General features: G+C 37.7%; 23 protein-coding genes and 1 riboswitch. Of the genes, 1 reads left to right on the top strand and 22 read right to left on the bottom strand.

The window, feature by feature from the left end:
• Position 1 precedes the first annotated feature (1 nt).
• From IEW44_RS04690 to IEW44_RS04620, 15 genes are all read right to left on the bottom strand, one after another.
• Positions 2-385, bottom strand: a complete 384-nt coding sequence (locus IEW44_RS04690; protein WP_188613886.1) for an ABC transporter permease family protein — start codon at positions 383-385, stop codon at positions 2-4.
• A 210-nt stretch (positions 386-595) separates the two neighbouring features.
• Positions 596-1,051 carry an Lrp/AsnC family transcriptional regulator gene (locus tag IEW44_RS04685; protein ID WP_188613885.1) on the bottom strand — a complete coding sequence of 152 codons (456 nt, stop codon included), beginning with the start codon at positions 1,049-1,051 and terminating at the stop codon, positions 596-598.
• A gap of 167 nt (positions 1,052-1,218) precedes the next feature.
• Positions 1,219-3,162, bottom strand: coding sequence for a threonine--tRNA ligase (thrS, locus tag IEW44_RS04680; RefSeq protein ID WP_188613884.1), 1,944 nt, complete (start codon positions 3,160-3,162; stop codon positions 1,219-1,221).
• Positions 3,163-3,484: 322 nt separating this feature from the next.
• Positions 3,485-4,405: a primosomal protein DnaI gene (gene dnaI, locus IEW44_RS04675; RefSeq protein ID WP_188613883.1), complete on the bottom strand. Its 921-nt coding sequence runs from the start codon at positions 4,403-4,405 to the stop codon at positions 3,485-3,487.
• 15 nt (positions 4,406-4,420) lie between these two features.
• Entirely contained in the window at positions 4,421-7,051 is a 2,631-nt protein-coding gene (locus IEW44_RS04670; protein WP_188613882.1) for a DnaD domain protein, read from the bottom strand.
• 14 nt (positions 7,052-7,065) lie between these two features.
• A complete protein-coding gene (gene nrdR / locus IEW44_RS04665; protein WP_188613881.1) occupies positions 7,066-7,539 on the bottom strand; it encodes a transcriptional regulator NrdR in 474 nt (157 codons plus the stop codon).
• Between the two features lie 143 nt (positions 7,540-7,682).
• Positions 7,683-8,270 (bottom strand): ECF transporter S component, encoded by a 588-nt coding sequence (locus IEW44_RS04660; RefSeq protein WP_188613880.1) that lies wholly within the window; start codon positions 8,268-8,270, stop codon positions 7,683-7,685.
• Positions 8,271-8,426: 156 nt separating this feature from the next.
• A riboswitch (FMN riboswitch) is annotated at positions 8,427-8,592 on the bottom strand.
• Between the two features lie 327 nt (positions 8,593-8,919).
• Positions 8,920-10,695 carry an ATP-binding protein gene (locus IEW44_RS04655; protein ID WP_188613879.1) on the bottom strand — a complete coding sequence of 592 codons (1,776 nt, stop codon included), beginning with the start codon at positions 10,693-10,695 and terminating at the stop codon, positions 8,920-8,922.
• Positions 10,688-11,404, bottom strand: a complete 717-nt coding sequence (locus IEW44_RS04650) for a response regulator transcription factor (RefSeq protein WP_188613878.1) — start codon at positions 11,402-11,404, stop codon at positions 10,688-10,690. The genes IEW44_RS04655 and IEW44_RS04650 overlap by 8 nt, the downstream gene beginning before the upstream one ends.
• A 92-nt stretch (positions 11,405-11,496) precedes the next feature.
• Complete coding sequence (gene ccsB / locus IEW44_RS04645; protein ID WP_188613877.1) at positions 11,497-12,690, bottom strand: c-type cytochrome biogenesis protein CcsB; 1,194 nt, start codon at positions 12,688-12,690, stop codon at positions 11,497-11,499.
• 2 nt (positions 12,691-12,692) lie between these two features.
• Entirely contained in the window at positions 12,693-14,348 is a 1,656-nt protein-coding gene (resB, locus tag IEW44_RS04640) for a cytochrome c biogenesis protein ResB (protein ID WP_188613876.1), read from the bottom strand.
• A gap of 14 nt (positions 14,349-14,362) precedes the next feature.
• Positions 14,363-14,896, bottom strand: coding sequence for a thiol-disulfide oxidoreductase ResA (gene resA, locus IEW44_RS04635; protein WP_188613875.1), 534 nt, complete (start codon positions 14,894-14,896; stop codon positions 14,363-14,365).
• Between the two features lie 102 nt (positions 14,897-14,998).
• A complete protein-coding gene (locus IEW44_RS04630; protein WP_188613874.1) occupies positions 14,999-15,730 on the bottom strand; it encodes a pseudouridine synthase in 732 nt (243 codons plus the stop codon).
• 65 nt (positions 15,731-15,795) lie between these two features.
• Positions 15,796-16,380 carry an SMC-Scp complex subunit ScpB gene (gene scpB / locus IEW44_RS04625; RefSeq protein ID WP_188613873.1) on the bottom strand — a complete coding sequence of 195 codons (585 nt, stop codon included), beginning with the start codon at positions 16,378-16,380 and terminating at the stop codon, positions 15,796-15,798.
• On the bottom strand, positions 16,358-17,128 hold the full coding sequence (locus IEW44_RS04620; RefSeq protein ID WP_188613872.1) for a segregation/condensation protein A: 771 nt from the start codon (positions 17,126-17,128) through the stop codon (positions 16,358-16,360). Before IEW44_RS04620 ends, scpB begins: the two co-directional genes overlap by 23 nt.
• 51 nt (positions 17,129-17,179) lie before the next feature.
• On the opposite strand from IEW44_RS04620, the gene IEW44_RS04615 reads away from it, so the two are divergent.
• Positions 17,180-17,647, top strand: a complete 468-nt coding sequence (locus IEW44_RS04615; RefSeq protein WP_188613871.1) for a DUF309 domain-containing protein — start codon at positions 17,180-17,182, stop codon at positions 17,645-17,647.
• Between the two features lie 119 nt (positions 17,648-17,766).
• Here IEW44_RS04615 and IEW44_RS04610 read toward each other — a convergent pair whose 3' ends face one another.
• The 7 genes from IEW44_RS04610 to IEW44_RS04580 form a co-directional block, all read right to left on the bottom strand.
• Positions 17,767-18,126 carry a GNAT family N-acetyltransferase gene (locus IEW44_RS04610; RefSeq protein ID WP_188613870.1) on the bottom strand — a complete coding sequence of 120 codons (360 nt, stop codon included), beginning with the start codon at positions 18,124-18,126 and terminating at the stop codon, positions 17,767-17,769.
• Between the two features lie 162 nt (positions 18,127-18,288).
• Positions 18,289-19,608, bottom strand: coding sequence for a diaminopimelate decarboxylase (gene lysA, locus IEW44_RS04605; RefSeq protein ID WP_188613869.1), 1,320 nt, complete (start codon positions 19,606-19,608; stop codon positions 18,289-18,291).
• A gap of 272 nt (positions 19,609-19,880) precedes the next feature.
• Positions 19,881-21,185 carry a pyrimidine-nucleoside phosphorylase gene (locus IEW44_RS04600; RefSeq protein ID WP_188613868.1) on the bottom strand — a complete coding sequence of 435 codons (1,305 nt, stop codon included), beginning with the start codon at positions 21,183-21,185 and terminating at the stop codon, positions 19,881-19,883.
• Positions 21,186-21,200: 15 nt separating this feature from the next.
• Positions 21,201-22,379, bottom strand: a complete 1,179-nt coding sequence (gene deoB, locus IEW44_RS04595; protein ID WP_188613867.1) for a phosphopentomutase — start codon at positions 22,377-22,379, stop codon at positions 21,201-21,203.
• Positions 22,380-22,461: 82 nt separating this feature from the next.
• Positions 22,462-23,355 carry a site-specific tyrosine recombinase XerD gene (xerD, locus tag IEW44_RS04590; protein ID WP_188613866.1) on the bottom strand — a complete coding sequence of 298 codons (894 nt, stop codon included), beginning with the start codon at positions 23,353-23,355 and terminating at the stop codon, positions 22,462-22,464.
• Positions 23,356-23,440: 85 nt separating this feature from the next.
• Positions 23,441-23,896: a ferric iron uptake transcriptional regulator gene (gene fur, locus IEW44_RS04585; protein WP_188613865.1), complete on the bottom strand. Its 456-nt coding sequence runs from the start codon at positions 23,894-23,896 to the stop codon at positions 23,441-23,443.
• Between the two features lie 64 nt (positions 23,897-23,960).
• A complete protein-coding gene (locus tag IEW44_RS04580) occupies positions 23,961-24,512 on the bottom strand; it encodes an NUDIX domain-containing protein (RefSeq protein WP_188613864.1) in 552 nt (183 codons plus the stop codon).
• Between the last annotated feature and the right edge of the window lie 15 nt (positions 24,513-24,527).

Here is a 24,527-nt window from a genome sequence, read left to right as displayed (position 1 = left end):
CTTATATAACCTCCAATTTACTTGCATCTTTAAAATGACATGCTACATAATGTGTTTCATGATAGGCTTCCCGCCTTGGCTTTTGCTCACTACAAATATTTTGTGCAATAGGACATCTTATATAAAAAGGACAGTCAAATGGTGGATTGGGTAAATCACATTGTGCAGCATTTGATAAATAACAACCATATTGCACAATAAACGAGGCATCTAACCCTAAATTATCTCTTACTTGTTGAATATCTTGTGCTGTCGCTGTTACACCAGCAACCATTTCTGCTGGGTCTCCTGGCGCTAGATGCATAGAGCTAAAAACAAGAAAAGAAATACCAATTAGTAATATAACTACTTGTAGTAATCGACTAATGATTACTTTTAACAGCACTTTATCATCTCAATTGTTAATCATTTCATTGATTATTATTAACAAATGTTCAATCAATAAATCACATTATAGATTAATATTTCTGAATAGTCTATGTTTTTTCAAAAAATTTATTCCTTTGTAAATTCTATATTGTTTTTTACATTCATTTGAAAAAATCGTCACTAACAAAAAAGACAACCTATAAAATGGATGTCTTTACTTCTTATTTTATAATTTAAGGCCTCTTCTACTTTTAAATCGACGCAATAAAATATGACTCTCAACACGACTAATGCCTTCTAACGCATAAAGTTCCTCATTGATAAATTTTTCTAAACTTAAAAAATCATCAACTAAAACATGCATATGTAACGTTGAAGGGCCTGTCATTTGATAACAACTCGCTACATTTTCATTATCTGCTAATTTTTGCGCGACTTCTACTAAATACATTGGCTCACAATCTACCTCAAAAAAAGCAGATACTTGTTTGCCTACTTTCTCTGAATTAACAACAACTGTAAAAGCTTCAATTACACCCTTTTCACGTAGATTATTAACACGCTCCCGTATTGCTACACGCGATAAATTTAATTCTTTACCCATCTCTGCAAATGAAATACGGCTATTTTGTATTAAAATATTTATTATTTTCTTATCCATCTCATCAATCTCGGTAGTCATTGCCATTCCTCCAATCCTCATAGTACCTTACCTTTATTATATGAGCTAAGAATAGGAATGGAAAGAAAATTCACATTACGTAAAAAAGTGAGTTCATTAATAAATGAGCTACTCTACTATTATCATAGAAAAAGAGCACTGCATATTATCAGTGCTCTAGCTCATACTTATTTTTTCTTTTTTGTTGTAATCTCTTCTGTAATCAATGCTACAAAATCTTCTAATGCAACTGTTTCAGAGTCTTTTGAACCGTAACGACGAATATTTACGCCTTCGGTTTCTTTTTCTTTGTCACCAAGCACTAGCATATAAGGGATCTTTTGCATTTGCGCTTCGCGAATTTTATAGCCTAATTTTTCTTCACGGTGGTCAATCTCAACACGTACACCAGCTCTTAATAAAGCAACTTCCACTTGTTTAGCGTAGTCAAAGTGTGCATCATTTGATACAGGAATCACTTGCACTTGAATTGGTGACAACCATGTCGGTAAAGCCCCTTTATATTCCTCCAATAGGAAGGCTACGAAACGTTCCATCGTAGAGACCACACCACGGTGAATAACAACTGGGCGGTGATGTTTGCCATCTTCGCCAATGTAAGATAAATCAAAGCGTTCGGGTAGTAAGAAATCTAGCTGTACAGTTGATAATGTTTCTTCCTTACCAATTGCTGTTTTCACTTGAATATCTATTTTAGGCCCGTAAAAAGCCGCTTCACCCTCTGCCTCGTAATACGCTAGCCCTACAGTATCTGCAGCTTCTTTTAACATTTTTTGTGCTTTTTCCCACATCTCATCATCATCAAAATATTTTTCTGTATCTGCTGGGTCACGATAAGATAAGCGGAAACGGAAATCTTCAATCCCAAAATCGCTATATACTTCACGTACAAGTTCAAGTGCATGTACTAACTCATCACGGATTTGGTCTGGACGCACAAAGTTATGGCCATCATTTAATGTCATCCCTCTTACACGTTGTAAACCAGAAACAGCGCCACTCATTTCATAACGATGCATATTTCCTAACTCAGCGATACGAATTGGCAAATCACGATACGAACGCATTTTTGATTTATAAACCATCATATGGTGAGGGCAGTTCATTGGACGTAACACAAAGGTTTCATTGTCACGTTCCATAGCAGGGAACATATCTTCTTGATAATGGTCCCAGTGACCTGATGTTTGATACAACTCCTTAGAACCTAATACAGGCGTATATACATGGCTATAACCTAGTGAAAGCTCCTTATCTACGATATAACGCTCGATTGTACGGCGTATTGTTGCGCCATTTGGCAACCATAATGGTAAACCCATGCCTACTTTTTGGCTAAGGTGGAAGATTTCTAGCTCTCGTCCTAATTTACGATGATCACGTTCCTTTGCTTCTTCAAGCATTTGTAAATGATGTTTGAGTTCATCCTTCTTAAAGAATGCTGTACCATAAATGCGTTGTAACATTTTATTATTAGAATCACCACGCCAATAAGCGCCTGCTAATGATAATAATTTAAATTCACGGATTTTACCTGTTGAAGGCACATGCACCCCACGACATAAATCAAAGAAATCGCCTTGATAATAAATTGATACTTGCTCCCCTGCTGGAATAGCATCTAATAACTCTAATTTATATTCATCGCCAACTTCTTCATAAAGCGCTTTTGCTTCCTCACGAGAAACCACTTTGCGCGTAACAGGTATATTTTCTGCAATAATTTTTTTCATCTCTTTTTCAATTGCTGGCAAGTCTTCTGCTGTAATTGTTGTCGGAGAGTCAATGTCATAGTAAAAGCCATTTTCAATAACAGGGCCTATCCCTAATTTGGCATCTGGATATAAACGTTTAACAGCTTGTGCTAATAAATGAGCTGTTGAATGACGTAATACTTCTAGCGCTTCTTCATCATCTTGTGTAATAATTGCAATCGATGCATCCACATCGATTGGTGTTGATAAATCAACTACTTCATTATTAATTTTACCTGCATATGCTTTTTTACGTAGCCCTGGACTAATTGAAGCCGCTACATCATCTGTTGATGTGCCTTTAGGAAACTCCTTCACTGCACCATCTGGAAAAGTAAGTTGAATCATCTCTGCCATGTTAATACACTCCTTCTTTTTTTACACACAAAAAATCCTCGTCCTAAAAGGGACGAGGATTGTGCTCGTGGTTCCACCCTTCTTCCTTCCAAACAAAATAGTTTAGACGAAGCTCTACATCAGCTAACGTGCTGGGTACGGTAAAAGATTTGACCCTTTTACTGCTAGTAGGGAGTAAAGCATTATGCTCTGCTTAGGAAGTTTTCAGCCAGCGACTTCCCTCTCTGCTAAGTTGATACATCATGTTCATGTCCTACATCATCGCATTTGTTATTTGAATACAGACAGTATACGCCTCATTGAGTGATTTGGCAACCCTTTATTAGCGACGACTTTCACCTGTCATATTGATTGGCTCTGTCGTAGCTTTAATACGCTCCATTAAACGCGTTGCTTTCACCCGTTCTACATTCCCTTTTACGTGAGCGAAATGTTCTTCTAACTCATCATAATCAAAATTACTCGAAATGAATACAGGTAATTTTTCTGCCATTCGATAATGTAAAATAGAGCCTAATACTTCATCTCTTGACCAAGCACTTAATGTCTCTGCCCCTAAATCATCTAACATTAAGATTGGTGCTTCTTTCACCAATTTGATTTTGTCTAGTAATGTTCGATCATCAATCGCTTGCTTTAATTCCAATAAAAACTCAGGTACATAAACTAACACAGACGCCACACCGAGTAAAGCTAAATCATTAGCTAAAGCGCCTAAAACATACGACTTACCTACACCATAAGAGCCATGCAAATATAGCCCTTTAGCTGGTGTTTGTCCTTGTTTGATTTGCAATAAGAAATGGCCTATAAACGTCCCTAATGCTAGGCGCTCTTTCGTATTGTAATCAATATTTTGCATAGAAGCATTTAATGTATCTTTAGGCATGTGTAAACTTGTAATACGCGCAGCAACTTGACGTTGTTCATCTTCTCGTTTCTTTTGCTGACAGGCTACATATTTCACGTTAATTGCATAGGCATCTTTTATCAAGACAGGCACACAACCTGGCACAGTGTTTGTGCATGCCTTCACACTACCTTGATGACAACACACAGCGGCTTGCTCCACATATTCTAAAAACTTAGGCAACGCCTTTTCTACTTCTGATGCTTCTAATTGATGTTGTTGAATAAAATTTTGAATATCAGGATGACCTAATATCTCTTGCCGAGCATTCTCATAGCGTTCGCTAAAATTAGGAATTTGCATACGTTCTAACGCTTTTTTTATTGGCTCCATAGCATTCACCATCCATTATTGTTTACGATTTAATAAAGCCATAATCTTCTCACGCTCTTGTTCAAAGTCAATGGCCTCTTCCTGTGTTGGTGGCGTCACGGTATCATACGTTTTATCTAACCAGTCTGGCACTACTTCTACTTTGCCCCATGGCTTAACTTGAGCTCTTTTTTGTCGCTCCTCATACGCTTTATTAGCTCTTGTTACTTCATTGACAGCTTGCTCTGTCGTATGAATTTCTTTTGCACGCCATGACGTAGCAATTGTCTCTACATAACGCTCATTTAATACGCCCTCTTTAATAGTAAAAATATACTCCATTAACACATTCACGACACCGATGGGCATTTCTTGTTTTAATACCAAGGTCTCTGCCATCTTAATATCTTTTTCTAAAGGCTTACCTTTAAACAATTGTTGTAAAAATGCTTGTGGGGTATGGCCTTCATACTGCACAAACTTGTCATCAACAACGTTTGCCTCAGTAATTTGGGCTTGGTACTGTTGAGAGAACTGTGTGGCCTCTTTTGCTTTTGATACAGTATCAATTTGTTGCAATCGCCATGTATTCGCAATCGTCTCTACATAGCGTTTAGGGAGTTGTTGTTTTAACCCAAACACATATTCAACTAACACATTTGCAACCATAATAGGTAACTCAAACTTCACAACTAAAGACTCTGCCAACTGAGCGTCTTTAATCAGTGGTTCTTTACCTTTATGCATTTTTTTAAGAAAGACATAGGGTGTTACCGCATATGGTTTTTCCTCATCAAGCTGTGTAGTAGGAGCTGTTGTCACTTTAGGTGTGAACTGTGCTTTTTTACGCACTTCGTTTTGCTCAATTGCTTGTAAGGCTTGCTCCGCTGTTGTGATGTTTTGTTGACGCCATGTATTCGCAATCGTCTCTACAAGGCGCTTAGGCAGTTGGCCTTGTTGCTCTGTTAATACATGCTCTACTAATACGTTGACAACACCGACAGAAAGTTCGTATTGCAATACTAAGTTCTCAATCATTTGCATCATACTTGAAAACGGTTCCGCCCCGTTATTATAATTTTTTACAAATTGATAAGGTGTTGTGAACTCATATCGCTCATACACAGCTCCCACTTGCTGTGTGGTAAAGTGGGCTGCTGTCACTTTAGGTTGATAATTAAGTTGTTGACTATCTTGTACAAGATAGTCTTTTGCTTGTTGTGTTGTTTCAATACCTAGGTTCAACCAATTACTCGCAATCGTTTCAATGTATTTACGTGACATTGTACCGTTTGTTTTAGCCATCGCAAACTCCATTAATACATTCACCACACCAATCGGCATCCCCTGTTGTAACACTAAACGTTCCGCTTGTTCGACAATAAATGAAAATGGCTCTTTATTGTCATTCAATTGTTTTAAAAATTCGTACGGTGTTAAATCATCATAATGACTACCTGTTTTCTCTGTTACTGTCGTTACTTTAGGCACAAATTGCTGCTGCTTTTTATCTTGCTCTTGCCTTGCCAATTGTAAAGCTTCAGTGGCATTTTTTATGCCTTTTCTTTGCCACTGTTCAGCTACTGTTTCAACGAAACGCTTTGGCAACTTCATATCTGTAATCAGCATGACATACTCAACTAACGCATTCACCACACCAAAAGAAAAATCATAATCCGTTGATAGACGATGTACAATATCAATAGATTCTTGGGATGGTTGGCTACCTTTGTGTAGCCTTTGCAAGTTTTCAATAGGGCTTGTTTGTTCAAGATATAAAATATGCCGCTGTTCTTTCGTTTTTGGCTTTGTCTCTGTTGCGGTATTTGTCGCTCTTGTAAATACAGGTTTTAACTGTGGCGGTGTCACTGAGACGTGTAATTTGTAGAGCGCACGAGCTTCTTCTTTGAGCCGTTGTAAAGGAATGCGATGAGAGGCATCGATCGCTGCATGCACAACTCTTTGCATTTGCAACTCATCAAAAGAATACAAGAACGCTAACTTCATAATCCATTCTCTCACTTCAGCTGTTAACGCTTTCGCAGGCACAAATTGCTCTGACAAACCTCTTTGGAATAAACGATAGTCAAATTGATAATGCTTAAATGGATAATCAACCGCCCCTGTCAAAGCAGGCACTGTCTGTACATCTTGAGGCAATGTCACATTAATCGGTTGATAAACATCTGTAAAAGAGCGGGTTACTTCGTTACAATTTGAACGGTCTGTTATTTTACGTAAAAAACGCTGGCGCAAATTACGATAATTGTGCTCGCCTACTTTACTATATAATAGCATCGATAATAAAGGATCCGCTAAAAACCGGCGCACAGGAACTGGGCGTTCTAATTCATAAATTAATAAAACATCGTCATCGTCATCTTTTCTAAATGTCCGTAACAAACCAATTGCTTCTAAAGAAATGCGAGCTTGCCATATATTTTGTAATGATGTATTTAACATTTGCATTAAATAAAAATGGGTAGAAGCGCGGTCGTGATTGGCCTCGCCTTCTGCCCATAATGTAAAGTAAAGACTTAATGCTTGTGCACCTACAATTGGTTGGTACAATAATGTTAACAATTGGCGTTCATTCGTCGAAAGGTAATCTGGCATATCTACTTTAAAATAGTCATTTTGATGCAACTCTTTTGGCAATAGCGACATTACCCCTTCACCCCTTACTTCTCTTTTGCATTTGCTTGCCTTTCAATAATTTCACGAATCTCATCGATAAATACATTCACATCTTTAAATTGACGATAAACGGATGCAAATCGCACATAGGATACTTCATCAATTGTCACTAATTCATCCATTACCATCTCACCAATATCATAGGACTGCACTTCTGCATTACCAATTTGGCGTAATTTTTTTTCAATATTTATCGCTAATTCATCTAACACTTTCACTGCCACAGGGCGCTTCTCACAAGCACGAATCATACCGCGCAATAATTTCTCACGGCTAAATTCTTCCCTTGAACCATCTTTTTTCACTACGATTAATGGTCGTTCTTCAATTCGTTCAAATGTTGTAAATCGAAAACCACATGATTCGCATTCTCTACGTCGGCGAATCTCTTTATTATCGTCTATAGGTCGTGTATCTACTACACGCGTACCATTATATTGACATGAAGGACATCTCATATTGTTTTCTCCTGTACTTTTATGTGATAAATCAATTATAACAAATTTTATGCTTTACAAAAAGTCAAGCTCCCTTTTTCCTTATGACAATGTTAAACATAAAAAAGAACACATCGCATCTGTAAGCGAATGTGTTCCTTATTTTAATGACGCCCAGCCAGTTTACGTTGCTGAACAATCCATTTATTCATCATGTTAAATAATACTACCATAATGCATGTGACAATAATGCCTTTAACGATATTAAATGGCAAAATCCCTTTCACAATCATCGCATATAAATCATTGCCTACTACCTTTTCCATACCTAAGAAGTACGTGTACATTGGTAAAAATACGGCATAGTTTAAAAAGCTCATACCTACAGCCATAACAACAGTACCTAAAGCTAACCCTGCTACTAGACCTCTTACTGTTTTAAAACGATTAAAAACAGCATACACAGGCAAAATAAATAAGACACCTGTTGTAAAGTTGGCAATATGCCCTACTGGTACACCCGTTTCTGTACCTGTGAAGAGCCAATCTAATACATTTTTAAACAGTTCAATTAAAATACCTGCACCTGGCCCCATTGTAATGACTGCTAATAAAGCAGGCATATCACTAAAATCTACACGTAAAAATGGCGGAAATGGGGGTATTGGGAAGTTAAGTAAATGCAATACAAAAGCAATACTACTTAACATACCAATTGTTACAAAATATTTCGTACGGTTTTTCTTATTCATTTGTTTCTCTCCTCTTTGCTGATTACATCTCGCAAGAAGAAAGGTCGACAATACCTATTGTTTGACAAAAAAACCCTACCACAAATTTGTAGTAGGGAGAATTTAGGCACATTTAATAAGACACCTCTATTGCCAAAGCAAAAATAAATGTCGTACCTTCACCTTCTCCCATCCAGACTATACTGTCGGCTTTGGCATCTCACCAAATCAGCCACTTAAAAAGTGGGTCGCGGGCTTATTTGTTACAACTGTTATATGTAATTAGCTATATAACAACAAAAATACCGCCGGTCGGGAATCTCACCCTGCCCCGAAGATGAATCATATATTTGATTATACAACTCTACTATAGGAGACTTTGCACGAAAAGTAAACCCTTTTGTTTTATATTTCGTATAAAATAACTAAAAACATATAAAAATAGTATGATTTAATACACCTAAAGATTTATCTTTTAAAATATACTGGGCTACCTTATCACTCGACGCTTGCAAATGGCACACCAATGCCTCCCCTTTCATTGGCATAAATCGTTTCCTTAAATCAAAAAACGTTAGACCGAGATACCACTCGGCCTAACGTCATTTTTCTACTAAGGTCATTACATCTCAGCTTTTTTACTTTTGTCTCATTTTTTATTCTGACACGATTAATGCAGTGGCAAGGAGAAGGTAAACGTTGTACCTTCTTTTTCAACGCTATCGACTTGGATTGTGCCGTTATGCGTTTTAACAATATTTCGTGCAATCGCTAATCCAAGGCCAGTACCACCCTTTGCTCTCGTTCGTGCCTTATCTGCTTTATAAAAGCGCTCAAACACATAAGGTAAATCCTCTTGCGGAATCCCGCATCCTGTATCACTCACCTGCACTTTAGCAAAGTTTGCCTCATTAATAATTTTGACAGAAACCGTTCCGTCTTGTGGGGTATGGCGAATAGCATTATCAATTAAATTAGTTAATACTTGTTCAATACGGTCTTCATCTAATTTAATCGTTTCATGATTAGCAAAGTTACTCTCATACTGTAAATGCACGTGATGGTCACGAGCTACTTGTGCAAACTTTTGCGTAATGCGCTCAAATACAGCGTTAATGGGCAGTTCTTCTTTATATAAACGCATATGCCCTGATTCCATCCTAGCTAAGTCTAATAGCTCTGACACGAGACGGCTCATACGTTTAGACTCGTCATAAATAATACGAATCATCTCTGTACGATCCTCTTCTGTCGTCACGACTTCATCTAAAATAGCCTCTGAATAACCTTGCAACATAGCAATAGGTGTACGTAATTCATGCGAGACATTCGCAATAAAGTCAGAGCGTAACTTCTCTAGACGATGTTGCTCTGTCATATCACGAATGACAGCTACAGCACCACGAATAGAAGTGCCACTATATAACGGGCTAATGGTGATACTGTAATAGGCATTATCCATTTCAAACTCTTCTTCTAACTTGTCTTCAAATACTAATACATGATCAAGCATATGATAAATTTCTGGGGGCAGTGGTTCTTCAGTACCTGCCCCTTTACTAATAAACCACTCTTGCATTAACTTTTCAGCATGTGGATTGCTTAATAAAATTGTGCTATCGGTATTAAAAGTGATTACAGCATCTGTCATAGACGTTAAAATATTAGACAATTGCTCTTTCTCTTGGTTAATCAGCTCTAAGTTTTGTTTAAGTTGCCGTCCCATTTGATTAAAAGCAGTGGCAAGTTGACCAATTTCGTCATTTTGACTTGCTTCAATTTTATTATCAAATTTTCCTTTGGCTAACTCAAAAGCGGTTTCTCGCATTTTTCTTAAAGGTAATGTAATTCTTGATGATAAAAAGAAAGCAAAGAAAGTTGTTAAAATAAAAGCAATTGCTGCTGATAATAAGACAATTTTAGTTGTCTCTCTTGAGGTTTTGTGCAGGGCATCTGGGTTTTGATACATAAAAACAGCCCCGTGCATATCATTCATAGCATTTAAAGGAAATGCTAGTACAAGATAAGTATCAATGGCCTCTTTATTAGAAGACGAGGGCATTAACATCTCTTTTACAATTGGTTCGTTGGATGAATAGGCTTTTTCTAGTTGTTGATTTGATAAAATCTCTTTTGCAATGGCGGCTTGATTCTCGCCTTCTTGCATCGTTAAGATAGGTTGTTTTGCAGCATTAACCACAAGGGCATTGGTGCCTTCTGGTAAGATGTCTGCTAATACCCCTTCTGTCTCCTTACTCGGATGCTCCTCATCAAATACGCTAGCAATTGTCGTAGCTGTTTGTCTTAATGATGCCTCTGCTTGTTGCACGTGATAATTTTGCAGAAACTCTAGCATTAATAAAGTAAAAACAAACAGTACAAATGAAACGAGAAGCAAAATGGTTACCCATAGCTTCCCGACAACACTATTCCATATTCTATTCATTAACAACCTCAAATTTATAACCTACGCCCCAAACCGTTACGATCATTTTCGCAGCATTTTCGGAGACGCGATTTAACTTTTCTCTCAGTCGCTTTACGTGCGTATCGACTGTACGTAAATCACCAAAGAAGTCATAATGCCATACTTCTTTTAATAATTGTTCACGGTCAAACACTTTATCTGGTGATTTTGCTAAAAAGTATAATAACTCATATTCTTTCGGTGTTAAGTTTACTTCCACACCATCTGCTGTGACACGATGCGCATCGTGATCAATCATCAAATGAGGGAAGACAACTAAGTCTTTAGATGCTGACGTGTTAGAAGCTGGTGCAAATGCTTGCGAACGACGCAAAATCGCTTTCACACGCAATACGACTTCCCTTGGACTAAATGGTTTTACGATATAATCGTCAGCGCCAATTTCAAAACCATGTACGCGATTAGCTTCTTCACCTTTTGCCGTTAATAAGACGATCGGTGTTGTTGCACGTTCACGAATTTCTTCACACACTTGTAGCCCATCTTTTTCAGGCATCATAATATCTAATAAAATACAATGATATTCTTTTTCTAAGGACATTGTAAGTGCCTGTTCGCCATTTTCTGCTTCATCTACTTCATAGCCTTCACGCTCAAGATACATTTTTAATAAGCGACGAATACGATCTTCGTCATCTACTACAAGGATTGAAATATTCTCTGACATTTCGTTACCCCTTTCCACATTCATCTATATCTATTGTACAATTTCCTTTCGCAATTGAAAAGAGAAGCATGTATACATGCTTCCCTTTAATTTTATGCGTAGGAATGGAGTCCTGCAATAATTAAGTTAATCACAACAAGGTTAAAGATCATAATCGCAAAACCTACAATGGCAAGCCAAGCTGATTTTTTACCTTCCCAACCTTTTGATAAACGGAGATGTAAAAATGCAGCATAGAATAACCATGTAATTAATGCCCATACCTCTTTAGGGTCCCAACCCCAGAAACGGCCCCATGCTTCTTGTGCCCAAATCATAGCAAATACTAAAGCACCTAATGAGAAGATTGGGAAACCAATCAGTACAGAACGATAACCTATTTCATCCATCAAATCTAAATTAGCACGCTTCACAAGTGGTTGGAAAATAGCACTTACTCTGCGTCTTGCGATAAGACGAATCAATACATAGAGCACAGAGCCAATTAATAATGCCCATGTTACTGTTGTTAACTTCTTAGCATTAATAAGCGGTGGTGTTTCAATTAATGGCTTCATTGTACCTTCTGTTAACTGTTGGTATTGATTCATACCAAAAATTGGTGGCATATCATACTTAATTTGCGCTTGTTGTTCTTCTTTATTGATATACGTAAACTCTGCTTCGTAACCCATTGCACTAAATGTTGTAGAAGCAATAACAAAACCAATTACGACGACTAAAAAGAACATAACTGCTTCAAGGAAAAAACGATCCTTAGAAGGCTTATCTAACTTTACGACTTTTAATAAATAAACTAAACCAGCTAATGCACTAATAGATAAAACGGCTTGCCCTAAAGCTGCTGTAATAACGTGAATAGTTAGCCAGTTACTTTGTAAAGATGGTACAAGTGGACTAGCATCTGTTGGGAACATCGCAGCATAACCAATAATCAAAATAGCGATAGGTAATGCTACAAGCCCGATTACTGTTGCACGATACATGAAATACATCACGATAAATGCTAACACAATAAACATGCCAAAAGCTGTTGTAAATTCAAACATATTACTTACTGGCGCATGTCCTGTATATACCCAGCGTGTAATAAAATAACTCAGATGCGAAATAAATCCGATAATCGTAATGCTAATTGCTAATTTGCCCCATCGGTCTGCATGGCGTGATGCTGCTTCCGTTTTATCATGTGAATTTTTAACGGCACCGCCAAAGAAGAATGTTGCAATTAAATAAGCGATGAAAGCTACGAATAACAAGTTACCACTTAAACTTAGTAAGTTCATAACTATTGGTCACCTTCCTCTTCATCTTCAGAATCTGTCAACGCTAACTGGTCCTCATAAGCAGGGAGCGCTACATGTTCCGATAACTTATCCAATTCACGCTTCATACCATGCCAGTTTTTGTTCGTATGCGTTGCTAATAATAATTGATTGTCAGTAATTTGTACCCAAATACGACGATGGTTCCAGTACGAACCAATAGCCACGCCTAATAAGAAAATAATGCCACCTACACTTAAAATAGGCAATGTTGAGTTTTTATTAATCGTTAAACCAGATGCATTACTTGTTTGTGGCGCTACGAATTTCATCATATTTTGGTTTTCACCTAAAGGCTCAATGGTATTTTTAATTTCTACAAAACTCGTTTCACCCTCTGGTGTCTCAGGCGTCTTCATCATAAAGATGAAGGCAGGGTTATTAGGGTTTGGTGACTTTGTAACAGGTTGACCATCTTTAAAACCATCATAATCTGGTAAGTACGTTAAAATTTCCACAGACGAACCATTACCTAAATCATACATTTTTGATGGATTTGTTAAATCAATCGTTAACTCACCATAACTTTCTTCTGTTGCTTTATTCATTAGTTTAAATGTCATACCACTTAAATCACCTAAGCGATAATCCATTTGATAAATCGAGTAACCATCATATTGTAGTGGGTGATTGACTCGTATTTCCGCTTCTTTTACCAACTCTAATTCGGATGTATCCCCCGATACAGCTCCCTCAGGTTGCTTATATAATTTGGCGTTTGTTTGGAAGTTTTTAGCTACCACATTCACACCTTGTTTTTCTTGTTCGCCTGACAATTGACCATTATTGTCATGTGTTTCAAGAATAAACTTTTCATTTTTAAAATAATAACCAGGCATACCAGGTACTTCTACCATTTCGCCTTCTTTAACCATCATTGACTCATCTACATAAAAGCCTGGCACAACACGTAACGATACACCTACTAAGAAAATGATTAATCCCACATGGTTAATGTAAGGACCATAACGAGATATACGATTTTTCTCAGCTAATAATGCTGTTCCATCACGACGCACTTTAAATTTTTGAGCTTTTAATTGTTTTTCAATGTCGTTTAACGTTGTCTCGCCGTCTGCTACTTCACCTGATGCAATAACACGTTGACGCTTCATAAAACTAGCATGACGTTTTACACGTTGATTCTTTAATGATTTATGCAATGGTATTCCTCGGTCAATACTCGCTACAATAATCGAAATCCCCAACATTCCGACTAAAATTTGGAACCACCACGAGCTATATAAATCGGTTAAACCTAGCATATAGTATATTTTACCGAAGAAACCATAAACGCTTTCATAATACGCACCTTTATCAGCAATTGGACTACCTGCGTTAACATACATCTCTTGCGGTAAAAATGTTCCAATTGAAGCTGCTAAAAGTAAAATGACAATAAGTGTAATACCTACTTTAACACTTGAGAAGAAATTCCATACTTTATCAACAAACGATTTATTATAGGTTTTAGAGCGAATTGCTTTACCATCGTAACGCATATCGACAACTTTTGTATTTTTTTCTTCTTCTGTTAAAGGATTACCACACTTCTCACATAACTTTGTACCGAAAGGATTCTCATGTCCACAAGTACAAATTACTGTTTCCTTCTCCATGATGTTGCCACTCCCTAATTCGGTTTAATCGATTCTAACATCTCGCCAATACGTTGCTCCGTTAGCTCGCCTGTTGTAATTTCAGTTACTTTCCCCTCTGGTGAAACTAAAATTGTTGCAGGCAATTGGCGAACACTGTATGCATTACGCACACTCTTTGTTGTATCAATAACTACAGGGAATCCTAATCCGTAACGGTCTACGAAAGTTTGCACTTCAAATTCTGATTGCGCAATATTAACCGCTAACATTTCGATACCTTGATCTTTATACACTTCATACTGACTGTTCATATAAGGCATTTCTTTTTCACAAGGTGGACACCATGTTCCCCAGAAGTTAAGGAAAACACCTTGTCCTTTATAATCTGAAAGTTTATGTTTGTTACCTTCTAAGTCGGTTAATACGAAATCAGGTGCATCATCACCAACTTGCAATGTTTTCGTTTTATCTTGCGTAGCTGCTGCGTAAATGGTGTAAGCAATTCCAATTACTAATACAGCTAAAATCACTGTACGCATCACTAACCGCTTTTTTTTCTTATCCATGAAGTAAAAACCTCCTAAAAAGCGTAAATACCGTCTCTATTATATCAAACAATTACTTTTTAAAGGTCATATAATGTTGACTGAATTATGAACGTTTATTTCTTAGTCTAAATTACCCGTTTCCGCCAAAACACGCAGACGCTTTACTTCGTGCTTTGTTAGTTCGCGGTACTCACCAGGTGTTAAGCCATATAAATCTAAAAAAGCGAAACGCTCACGCTTTAATTTAACAACAGGTGTACCAATAGCATCGAACATGCGTCTCACTTGGCGATTACGCCCTTCGTGAATCGTAATTTCACAAATGGCTTTTTGAGCACTCTCATCTGCTGACATCATACTTACTTTAGCAGGTGCTGTTTTCCCATCTTCTAATTGAATACCACGTTGTAATTTCTTCAAGTTAGCAATCGTGGGTACACCTTTTACTCTAGCTACGTATGTTTTATCGATTTTGAATTTAGGATGCGTTAATTGATACGCAAACTCCCCATCATTCGTTAACAATAATAAACCTGTCGTATCATAATCTAAACGTCCCACAGGGAAAATACGCTCTGGTATATGTTTAAAAATGTCCGTTACGGTTTTACGTCCTTTATCATCTGTTACAGCCGAAATGGTGGCTCTTGGTTTATACAATAAATAATAAACTTTATCTTCCTTCTCAAGCTTCACACCTTCCACTTCAACCTCGTCAGATTCGCTAACCTTTGTACCTAACTCACGCACAATTTTACCATTTACACGCACTTTACCTTCTACAATTAATTGTTCTGCTTTGCGTCGTGATGCTACACCTGCATAAGCAATTACTTTTTGTAATCTTTCCATGGTTACACCTCATTCATAGTATCGTTGAAATTATGTCACACTTTATGCGTGACGTATAGTAATAGTTAGGATTCTTGTTCATTGTCATGAAATGTCGCTTCAAATTTAGACATAAATAAGTCTGTTGTCTCATCTTGTTCTTCTTCTGCTGCTGGCAATGGCGGCAATTCACTTAAATCCGTTAAATCAAAATGTCGTAAAAAATCATCTGTAGTGCCGTATAAAATCGCACGCCCTATCCCATCATGCCTACCTACTTCTCGGATGAGACCTTTAGCTGCTAGTGTATGTAGAGGACGCTCGCTTTTCACTCCACGTATTGCTTCTACATCGATGCGTGTGACAGGTTGCTCATAAGCTACAATAGCTAATACTTCTAGTGCTGCTTGAGATAATGCTTGTACAGGAGGATTGTCAATAAGCTTTTCGATTACATTTTCTAATGCGGGTTTTGTCATTAAGCGATAGCGAGAAGCTGTTTGGCGTAAGTAAAAAGCAAACGCTTCATCTTCGTACCGTATTCTTAACTCATGCAAGGCTTGTTCAATGGCAACTAATGTTTCGCCTGTAATAGAGGCCAATTGCTCTTTTGTTAACCCTTCTTCGCCAACGACAAATAATAGTCCTTCAATTTGAGTAGTCAATGTCATGGTCTTCCCACTCCTCTCGTAATAATATAATCCATAATTCATCAAAGTTATGTTGTTGTTGCACAATTATTACTTGTTGACGCATTAATTCTAATATCGATAAAAAAGTAGCAATGAGCGAAGGTTTGCTGCCATCTTCAAATAAATCACTAAAGTTAGCTTTCCCCCCACGTTGTTGTAATTGTACAAACACCGCTGTCATACGGTCTTTAATCGCGATTTCTTGTCGTGCCACACGTGTAGATAATGGTTTTTGCCATTTTCTGCGTGCTAACATTTTTTGAAAAGCGGCTAACATATCGTACACATTCGCATCTGTATCAAATAAAGCAAGTTGCTCATCTTTCATATACATAGATAAGTCTGCTAATGGTCTCGTATATTGATAACCTTGCTCTACCTCACGTTGCTCTAGGTGATTGGCTGCTTCTTTATACTTTTTATATTCAATTAAGCGTTGTACTAATTCTTCACGCGGGTCAACTTCTTCTACAAACGCTTCGTCAAGTTCATTTTCATGAATTGGCAGTAGCATACGGCTTTTAATAGCTAGTAGTGTGGCTGCCATAACTAAATATTCACTGGCTTCATCAAGCTCTAATACTTGCATAGCGTGAATATGATTCATATACTGAGCAGTAATCTCAGCTACAGGTATATCATAGATATCAATTTCCAAACGCTGAATTAAATGTAATAATAAATCGAGTGGGCCTGAAAAAGCATCTATTTTTACTTCGTATGACATATGCTAACTCCCTTCTGGTCCAAGTATTAGTATAGAGGAAAGAGGTTTGTAATGCATCCACAACTCCACCCATTATTTATTGATTATTGTGCGTATTTTGTCGTTGGTGACTACTTTGAATGCCATGAAGTGGCAGAAGAATATTGGAAGGCACTGCATGGGCATAAGAAACATCCACTTGTTGCTTATATTCAAATTGCTGCTGGTCATTATCACGCACGTCGTGGCAATGATGTAGGGGCTAAGCGTTTACTTCAAAATGCACAAACTATTATTACAGCGTCCCCTTCTGCTTTTTATGATTATATACCACAACATACATTGATTAATCTTGCCAAGCGTGAACAATACTCTCTCTCGTTATTAGCCCCACTCGCTGCACGAGTCGCAGCGCGAGTAGAAGAGCTCCCACGCCTTGATGATGATTATTTATTACACAAACATACCTTGCGTGACCGCAGCGATGTGATTGCAGAAAGATTGCGCGCTAAACAAGCCAAGCAAAATAATAGGCAATAAAAAAGATGCTGTCTACGGAATCCTGCCAGGACAGCATCTTTCTGTACATTGTAAAATCATAATGCAAAGAAATGAGGGTGTTTGGAAAGTATCCCAAACACCCTTACACCAAAATTTCATTAATACTCGGATTTACAATTTGTACATTTCTCCAGTAAATCTTGAATTGTTGCTTCAGCTGTCACATGTTCATATTCTTTTTGTGACAGTAGTTGTTGTATCATTTTAGTCGCAACACCTTCACTTCTATATGACGGCAATACACAAATATGCTGAATAGTAGCGGTATCTTTTTTTACACTCACCCCAACAATACCTACATATTCTTCGTCGTCTTTCCATAAATAAAGTTGCTGTTGACTATCATTCTCGTACGCATCAATCGTCTCTGTAAGTTTTTTTATATTTTTCTCACTTGGCATTAGCGAAAGTAAACCCATCGCTATTTTTTTAAACGATTTTTTGTATCGAATTAACATAATTACAATTCCCTCATTTTTTGCCTGAATAACGACATGCTATTTGATTTATTCTGGCTTAATATAACCGTTTGGCACAAGGAAGAACCAATAAATGGCTACCCATATCCCTGCAATGGCTACAATGGCTAATAATACGAGAAGGTTTTTCTTTTTCATTCATTATTCACCCTTTTTTAATGTGAAAGGAAGATCATTTTTTACGATATGTTCATAGCTCTCTCGTTTAATCACAAGTTGATGCTGACCCTTTTCAACAAATACGACTGCAGGTCTTGCCACACGATTATAATTGCTCGCCATAGCATAACCATAAGCACCTGTACAAAACATAGCTAAAATATCGCCTGCTTGTGCCACTTGAAGTGCGGCATGCTCAATTAATTTGTCTCCAGATTCACAAAGCTTTCCTGCTATAGTATAACATTGATTACGTGCTTTGTTCGCTTTATTTGCAATGACTGCTTCATATTTCGCCTCATATAACGCTGGTCTAATATTATCGCTCATCCCACCGTCAACTGCAATGTACTCGCGCACGTCAGGCACCGTTTTATGTGAGCCTACCGTATAGAGTGAAGTCCCAGCATCTCCCACAAGTGAACGTCCTGGCTCAATCCAAATCTCTGGCATTGGTATGCACGCCTTTTTCACTTTCTCTTTAACTACTTTAATCATATCCTCCACATATACCTTTGGAGCTAATGGTTGATCTTCTTCTGTATAACGAATACCAAAGCCGCCACCAAGATTTAAAACTGTGCTTGTAAAGTGATAATCTGTTTGCCATTGTTGCATTTTGTCTACTAATTTCTCGCCTGCCAGACCAAAAGCGACTGTATCAAAAATTTGTGACCCAATATGACAATGCAAGCCAAGTAATCGAATATATGGTGCTTGATACGTTTCTTTAAAAGCTTGATCTGCTTGCCCATTATGTAAATCAAAACCAAATTTAGAGTCTGCCTGACCTGTTGTGATAAAGTCATGTGTGTGTGCCTCTACACCTGGTGTTACACGTAATAAAATAGCGACTTCTTGTTGACGCTCATTAGCCATTTGTTTAATCAAGGCGATTTCATAAAAATTATCTACAACAAGGCACCCTACTTTTGCATCCAATGCCATTGTTAATTCGTCTATTGATTTATTGTTACCATGAAAATGAATCTTTTCAGCTGGTACACCTGCTTGTAATGCCGTATAAAGTTCTCCACCAGATACTACATCAATGGATAATTGTTCCTCAATCGCAAGTTGATACATCGCAATGCATGAAAATGCTTTTGAGGCGTAGGCAACTTGTGCTTTAACTTCAAGGTCTTCAAATGTTTGACGAAACCCTCTCGCACGTTCTCTAATTAATGCTACATCATAAACGAATAACGGTGTACCATATTGTTTCGCTAATTCAATTGTATCAACCCCACCAATGGTTAAGTGCCCTTGGTGTGAAATTGCTTGTGTGCCATATAAATGCATTTCATTCGCCCCTTCGCATAGTAAAATGTATAAAGCAAACTTTACCACACGCTGTGTTTGTAATCAATATCTGCCAAAACACTACTAAGAAGGCTAAATTCCCACCTAACGCTCACTTAAAACGCTTACAAATGGAAAAAATAAATTGTATAAGAGGCGTAAGTTAAAAACAAGTGGTAAGGAGAATGCATCTCCCTTACCACTTGTTTGCTTTCAACTAATTGTAAATTACCTGCAGGTACAAAGTTTTTTATGCTTTAGTAGTCGCAACTTTACGTCATAATGATCGCACGTATTAAACTTGGTGCTTCCACTTTTGCATCACTAATGATAATGTGATCATATAATTTTTGTTCAACCTGAGCAATATCTTGTTGATTAGCATGAATGGTCACCAATGATTCCCCTTCTTCTACATAATCGCCCACTTTTTTATTTAACATAAGCCCTACTGCGAGGTCAATCTCGGATTCTTTTGTTGCGCGCCCTGCGCCTAATAGCATAGCCGCGGTACCAATGTCATCTGCTTCTAACTTTGCAATATAGCCTGACTTTTTAGCTGGTAAGGCAGTAATATACTGCGCTTGTGGTAACAGGTCTTGATGCTCCACTACTTCACCATTACCACCTTGAGCGATAATAAACTGCTTTAACACTTCTAGAGCTTGCCCGTTCATGACAACGGTTTCAAGCTGTTGTCGTGCTTCTTGTAATGAGGCAGCATGTCCACCTAACACCACCATTTGGGAACCCAATGTATAACATAACTCTTCTAAATCTTTTGGTCCTTTGCCTTGCAATGTATCAATAGCTTCCTTAATTTCTAGCGCATTTCCGATGGCTAATCCTAATGGCTGACTCATATCAGAAATAATAGCCATTGTTTTACGTCCCACATCGTTACCTATTTTCACCATTGCTTGTGCTAACTGTTTGGCATCTTCTTCTGTTTTCATAAATGCACCGTCACCTGTTTTTACATCTAACACAATAGCATCCGCACCTGAGGCAATTTTTTTGCTCATAATGGAGCTGGCAATTAAAGGGATGCTGCTTACTGTGCCTGTAACGTCGCGCAAAGCATAGATTTTTTTATCTGCTGGTGTTAAGTTACCACTCTGACCAACGACAGCCATTTTAATTTCATTTACTTGTTGAACAAAGTCTTCTGTCGTAATTTCTACATGAAATCCTTCAATAGCTTCTAACTTATCAATTGTGCCACCTGTATGCCCTAAGCCACGACCGCTCATTTTTGCCACAGGGACACCTACTGCCGCCACCATAGCAGCTAATGGTAGCGTTGTTGTGTCACCAACACCACCTGTAGAATGTTTATCTACTTTCACACCTTCAATGGCTGACAAATCAATTTTGTCACCTGAATTTACCATTGCCATTGTTAAGTTTGCACGTTCTTCATCTGTCATATCTTGAAAATAGATAGCCATTAATAATGCGCTTGCTTGATAATCTGGTATCGAGCCATTTGTGTAACCTTCAACAAAAAATGTGATTTCAGCTGATGTTAACACACCGCCATCTCTCTTTTTTTCAATGATATCTACCATTCTCATAATTGTCATCCCCCGTTACTTCAATAATGATAAGAAACTCTCCCCGTATTCTGGTAACTCAACCGCAAAGTTTTCTGCAATTGTAGCTGCCACATCTGCAAATGTATGACGCAGTGGTAATGCCCCTTGTTGAGTGAACTTTGGCGAAAATACAAGTAATGGTACAAACTCTCTCGTATGGTCAGTGCCTGCAAATGTTGGATCATTACCATGGTCTGCTGTAATCATGAGTACATCGTCTTCCGTTAATTGTGTTAAAATCTCTGGCAATCTCGCATCAAATTCTTCAATGGCTTTACCATAACCTAAAGGGTCTCGTCGATGGCCAAAATTCGCATCAAAATCAACGAGATTTAAAAAACTCATGCCATAGAACGGCTGTTTAACAACGTTTGCTAATTGATCCATGCCATCCATATTATTTTTAGTACGAATGGCTTCTGTCACGCCTTCACCATTGAAAATATCTGAGATTTTGCCTATTGCAATCACATCAAAACCTGCTTGTTTCATGACATCCATCGTTGTTTTGGCAAAAGGTTTTAACGCATAATCATGACGGTTAGCCGTACGTGTAAAATGACCAGGCTCGCCAATAAATGGTCTCGCAATTACACGTCCCACTAAAAATGCAGGGTCTAATGTTAATTCACGTGCAATTTCACAAATACGATATAATTCTTGTATGGAAATTACATCTTCATGTGCCGCAATTTGCAATACAGGGTCAGCAGAAGTGTAGACAATCAATGCACCTGTTTCCATATGTTCTTTTCCATAATCTTCAATTATCTGTGTACCACTTGCTGGTTGGTTGCATAACACTTTTCGTCCTGTGCGTTGTTCTAATGCTTCGATCAATGCTTGAGGGAAACCATTCGGATATACTTTAAATGGCTTATCGATATTTAACCCCATCATCTCCCAGTGACCTGTCATTGTGTCTTTACCCACTGAGGCTTCTTGCATCTTGCCAAAATAGGCATTTGGTGAAGGGACAGCTTCCACCTTATGCAATGGTTCAATATTACCTAAGCCCATTGCCGTTAAATTAGGGATATGTAAGCCATCCATTTGCTCAGCAATATGACCTAATGTATGTGCACCAGTATCGCCAAAAGCAGCCGCATCTGGAGCTTCGCCAATACCAACTGAATCCATGACAATAACATGTATGCGTTTAAATTTTTCCATAGGATTTCCCCTCCAATTTTCATTCTCTTAATTATTTTAACAAAAACAGTAACAAAAAGTAAGGTCAGACATCTGACACAAACTATGCCCTAGGGTGAAACTGCTTATACACTTCTGATAAACGTGTTTTACTTACATGTGTATAGATTTGAGTTGTTGCAATATCAGCATGTCCTAACATTTCTTGCACAGCGCGTATATCAGCGCCATTTTCAATTAAATGTGTGGCAAAAGAATGACGTAACATATGAGGGGTCATTGCTTTTTGTAATTTTGCTTGTTGAGCATGCTGCTTGATTAACTTCCAACAACCTTGCCTTGTTAGTCTTTTACCACGTTGGTTAATAAATAATGCTTCTGTAGGCTCTTTTAATAATTGTGGTCTCGCTTCATTCAAATAACGTTCACAAGCCGTTAATGCACTTTGGCCTAGTGGGACAATACGCTCCTTATGCCCCTTACCAAAAATACGCACAAAGCCCATCGTTAAATGAATTTGGTCAATATTTAAGTCCATACATTCTGTAATACGCATACCCGTACCATATAATAGCTCTAACATTGCCGTATCACGCACACCTTGAGGCTTGTTATGATGAGGGGCATTAATCAATGCCTCAACCTCCTCTACACTTAGTACATCTGGCAAACGTTGCGTCGTTTTTGGCAAGTCAATATGCACTGTTGGGTCTTGCGTTGTCAAACGTTCACGCAATAAAAATTGATGAAAGCTACGAATGGATGAGATATGACGTGCCATTGTACGTGGTGACTTATTAGTTTGCCTTAAATATAGTAAATAAGCTTGAATATCTGCACGTGTAATATCATTCAAAGTTTCTTTTTGGTTTTTTTGCATAAATTGTACATAAGCTGTTAAATCACGTTCGTAAGAGGCTAATGTATTAGCTGCTAATTGTCTCTCTACACGAATAAAATGTAAATAATCCTTCACTAGATCTATAAATACTTTCACGATTAACACTCCTTACAAAAAAAGAAGTTGCCCCTATATGATTAGCAATAATCGGGACAACTCCTTAAATTTTCATGTTAGGCTTTTACGCCTCATTATTTTCCTTATCGTGACAACGCCAACATATACCATGGAAAGTTAAACGATGGTCTTTAATTTTAAAGTTCCAACGCTTCTCTACTACTTTTTCAACATCCACAAGTAAATCTTCTTGAATTTCATCTACTGCACCACATTCCACACATACTAAATGGTGGTGGAAATGGGTAGCGCCCTCTTGTCGTAAATCATATCGAGATACACCATCACCAAAGTTAATTTTATCAACCACTTTTAATTCTGTTAATAACTCCAATGTACGATATACGGTCGCTAAGCCGATATCAGGTGCTTTTTCTTTAACGAGCAAAAAAACGTCTTCAGCTGAAAGATGATCTTCTTCATGCTCAAGCAAGACTGCTACAGTCGCTTCACGTTGGGGTGTTAACTTATAACTTGCGCTATGCAATTGCTTTTTTATTCGATCAATACGGCTTTCCATACGACGCCCTCCTAAACTTCTATCATTATACCAAAGCAATAAAAAGAAAAACAAGTAAGTACCTTTATTTCTTCGTCAGTTTGTGTAATAAACACCATTGAATCGCGAAGACTGTCTTTGCATCATAGATTTGTTCATTTGTCATTAATTGTTGTGCGTCTTGCAAGGATACTTCTATTAACTCGACAAACTCATCTTCATCCATCACTGCTCGGTTACTGACTTCATAAAGGTTTTGTGCAACATAAATATGAATGATTTCATCAGCAAAGCCTGGTGATGTTGAAAAGGTTTGCACATGTTCCCAATGCTCAGCACCATAGCCTGTTTCTTCTTCTAATTCACGCTTTGCGGTATGTAATGGTAGTTCTCCAGCTTCCATTTTACCTGCAGGTATTTCAATAATCGTGCGTTCTAAAGGTTTTCTAAATTGTTCAACGAGTACAATTTTATCATCTGAAGTAATGGCAATAATAGCAACTGCTCCAGGATGTTTAACTAATTCACGCTTGCCTACTTTACCATTTGGTAATACCACATCATCAACTTGAACGTTAATTATATGACCTTGAAATATTTTTTTAGTTGCGATTGTTTTTTCTTCAAATTTTGGCATGATACTGCCCCCTCA

This window comes from Lysinibacillus alkalisoli (genome assembly GCF_014643595.1).
In the GTDB taxonomy this organism is placed as follows: domain Bacteria; phylum Bacillota; class Bacilli; order Bacillales_A; family Planococcaceae; genus Metalysinibacillus; species Metalysinibacillus alkalisoli.
The sequence above is the reverse complement of the archived record's forward strand: the minus strand, read 5'-3'. Positions and strand labels throughout refer to the sequence as shown.

Bases quoted from the DNA above. Each gene is read 5' to 3' on its own strand.
- IEW44_RS04685 (WP_188613885.1), bottom strand. From the start codon at position 1,051: ATGACTACCGAGATTGATGAGATGGATAAGAAAATAATAAATATTTTA.
- thrS (WP_188613884.1), bottom strand. From the start codon at position 3,162: ATGGCAGAGATGATTCAACTTACTTTTCCAGATGGTGCAGTGAAGGAG.
- dnaI (WP_188613883.1), bottom strand. From the start codon at position 4,405: ATGGAGCCAATAAAAAAAGCGTTAGAACGTATGCAAATTCCTAATTTT.
- IEW44_RS04670 (WP_188613882.1), bottom strand. From the start codon at position 7,051: ATGTCGCTATTGCCAAAAGAGTTGCATCAAAATGACTATTTTAAAGTA.
- nrdR (WP_188613881.1), bottom strand. From the start codon at position 7,539: ATGAGATGTCCTTCATGTCAATATAATGGTACGCGTGTAGTAGATACA.
- IEW44_RS04660 (WP_188613880.1), bottom strand. From the start codon at position 8,270: ATGAATAAGAAAAACCGTACGAAATATTTTGTAACAATTGGTATGTTA.
- IEW44_RS04655 (WP_188613879.1), bottom strand. From the start codon at position 10,695: ATGAATAGAATATGGAATAGTGTTGTCGGGAAGCTATGGGTAACCATT.
- IEW44_RS04650 (WP_188613878.1), bottom strand. From the start codon at position 11,404: ATGTCAGAGAATATTTCAATCCTTGTAGTAGATGACGAAGATCGTATT.
- ccsB (WP_188613877.1), bottom strand. From the start codon at position 12,690: ATGAACTTACTAAGTTTAAGTGGTAACTTGTTATTCGTAGCTTTCATC.
- resB (WP_188613876.1), bottom strand. From the start codon at position 14,348: ATGGAGAAGGAAACAGTAATTTGTACTTGTGGACATGAGAATCCTTTC.
- resA (WP_188613875.1), bottom strand. From the start codon at position 14,896: ATGGATAAGAAAAAAAAGCGGTTAGTGATGCGTACAGTGATTTTAGCT.
- IEW44_RS04630 (WP_188613874.1), bottom strand. From the start codon at position 15,730: ATGGAAAGATTACAAAAAGTAATTGCTTATGCAGGTGTAGCATCACGA.
- scpB (WP_188613873.1), bottom strand. From the start codon at position 16,380: ATGACATTGACTACTCAAATTGAAGGACTATTATTTGTCGTTGGCGAA.
- IEW44_RS04620 (WP_188613872.1), bottom strand. From the start codon at position 17,128: ATGTCATACGAAGTAAAAATAGATGCTTTTTCAGGCCCACTCGATTTA.
- IEW44_RS04615 (WP_188613871.1), top strand. From the start codon at position 17,180: ATGCATCCACAACTCCACCCATTATTTATTGATTATTGTGCGTATTTT.
- IEW44_RS04610 (WP_188613870.1), bottom strand. From the start codon at position 18,126: ATGTTAATTCGATACAAAAAATCGTTTAAAAAAATAGCGATGGGTTTA.
- lysA (WP_188613869.1), bottom strand. From the start codon at position 19,608: ATGCATTTATATGGCACACAAGCAATTTCACACCAAGGGCACTTAACC.
- IEW44_RS04600 (WP_188613868.1), bottom strand. From the start codon at position 21,185: ATGAGAATGGTAGATATCATTGAAAAAAAGAGAGATGGCGGTGTGTTA.
- deoB (WP_188613867.1), bottom strand. From the start codon at position 22,379: ATGGAAAAATTTAAACGCATACATGTTATTGTCATGGATTCAGTTGGT.
- fur (WP_188613865.1), bottom strand. From the start codon at position 23,896: ATGGAAAGCCGTATTGATCGAATAAAAAAGCAATTGCATAGCGCAAGT.
- IEW44_RS04580 (WP_188613864.1), bottom strand. From the start codon at position 24,512: ATGCCAAAATTTGAAGAAAAAACAATCGCAACTAAAAAAATATTTCAA.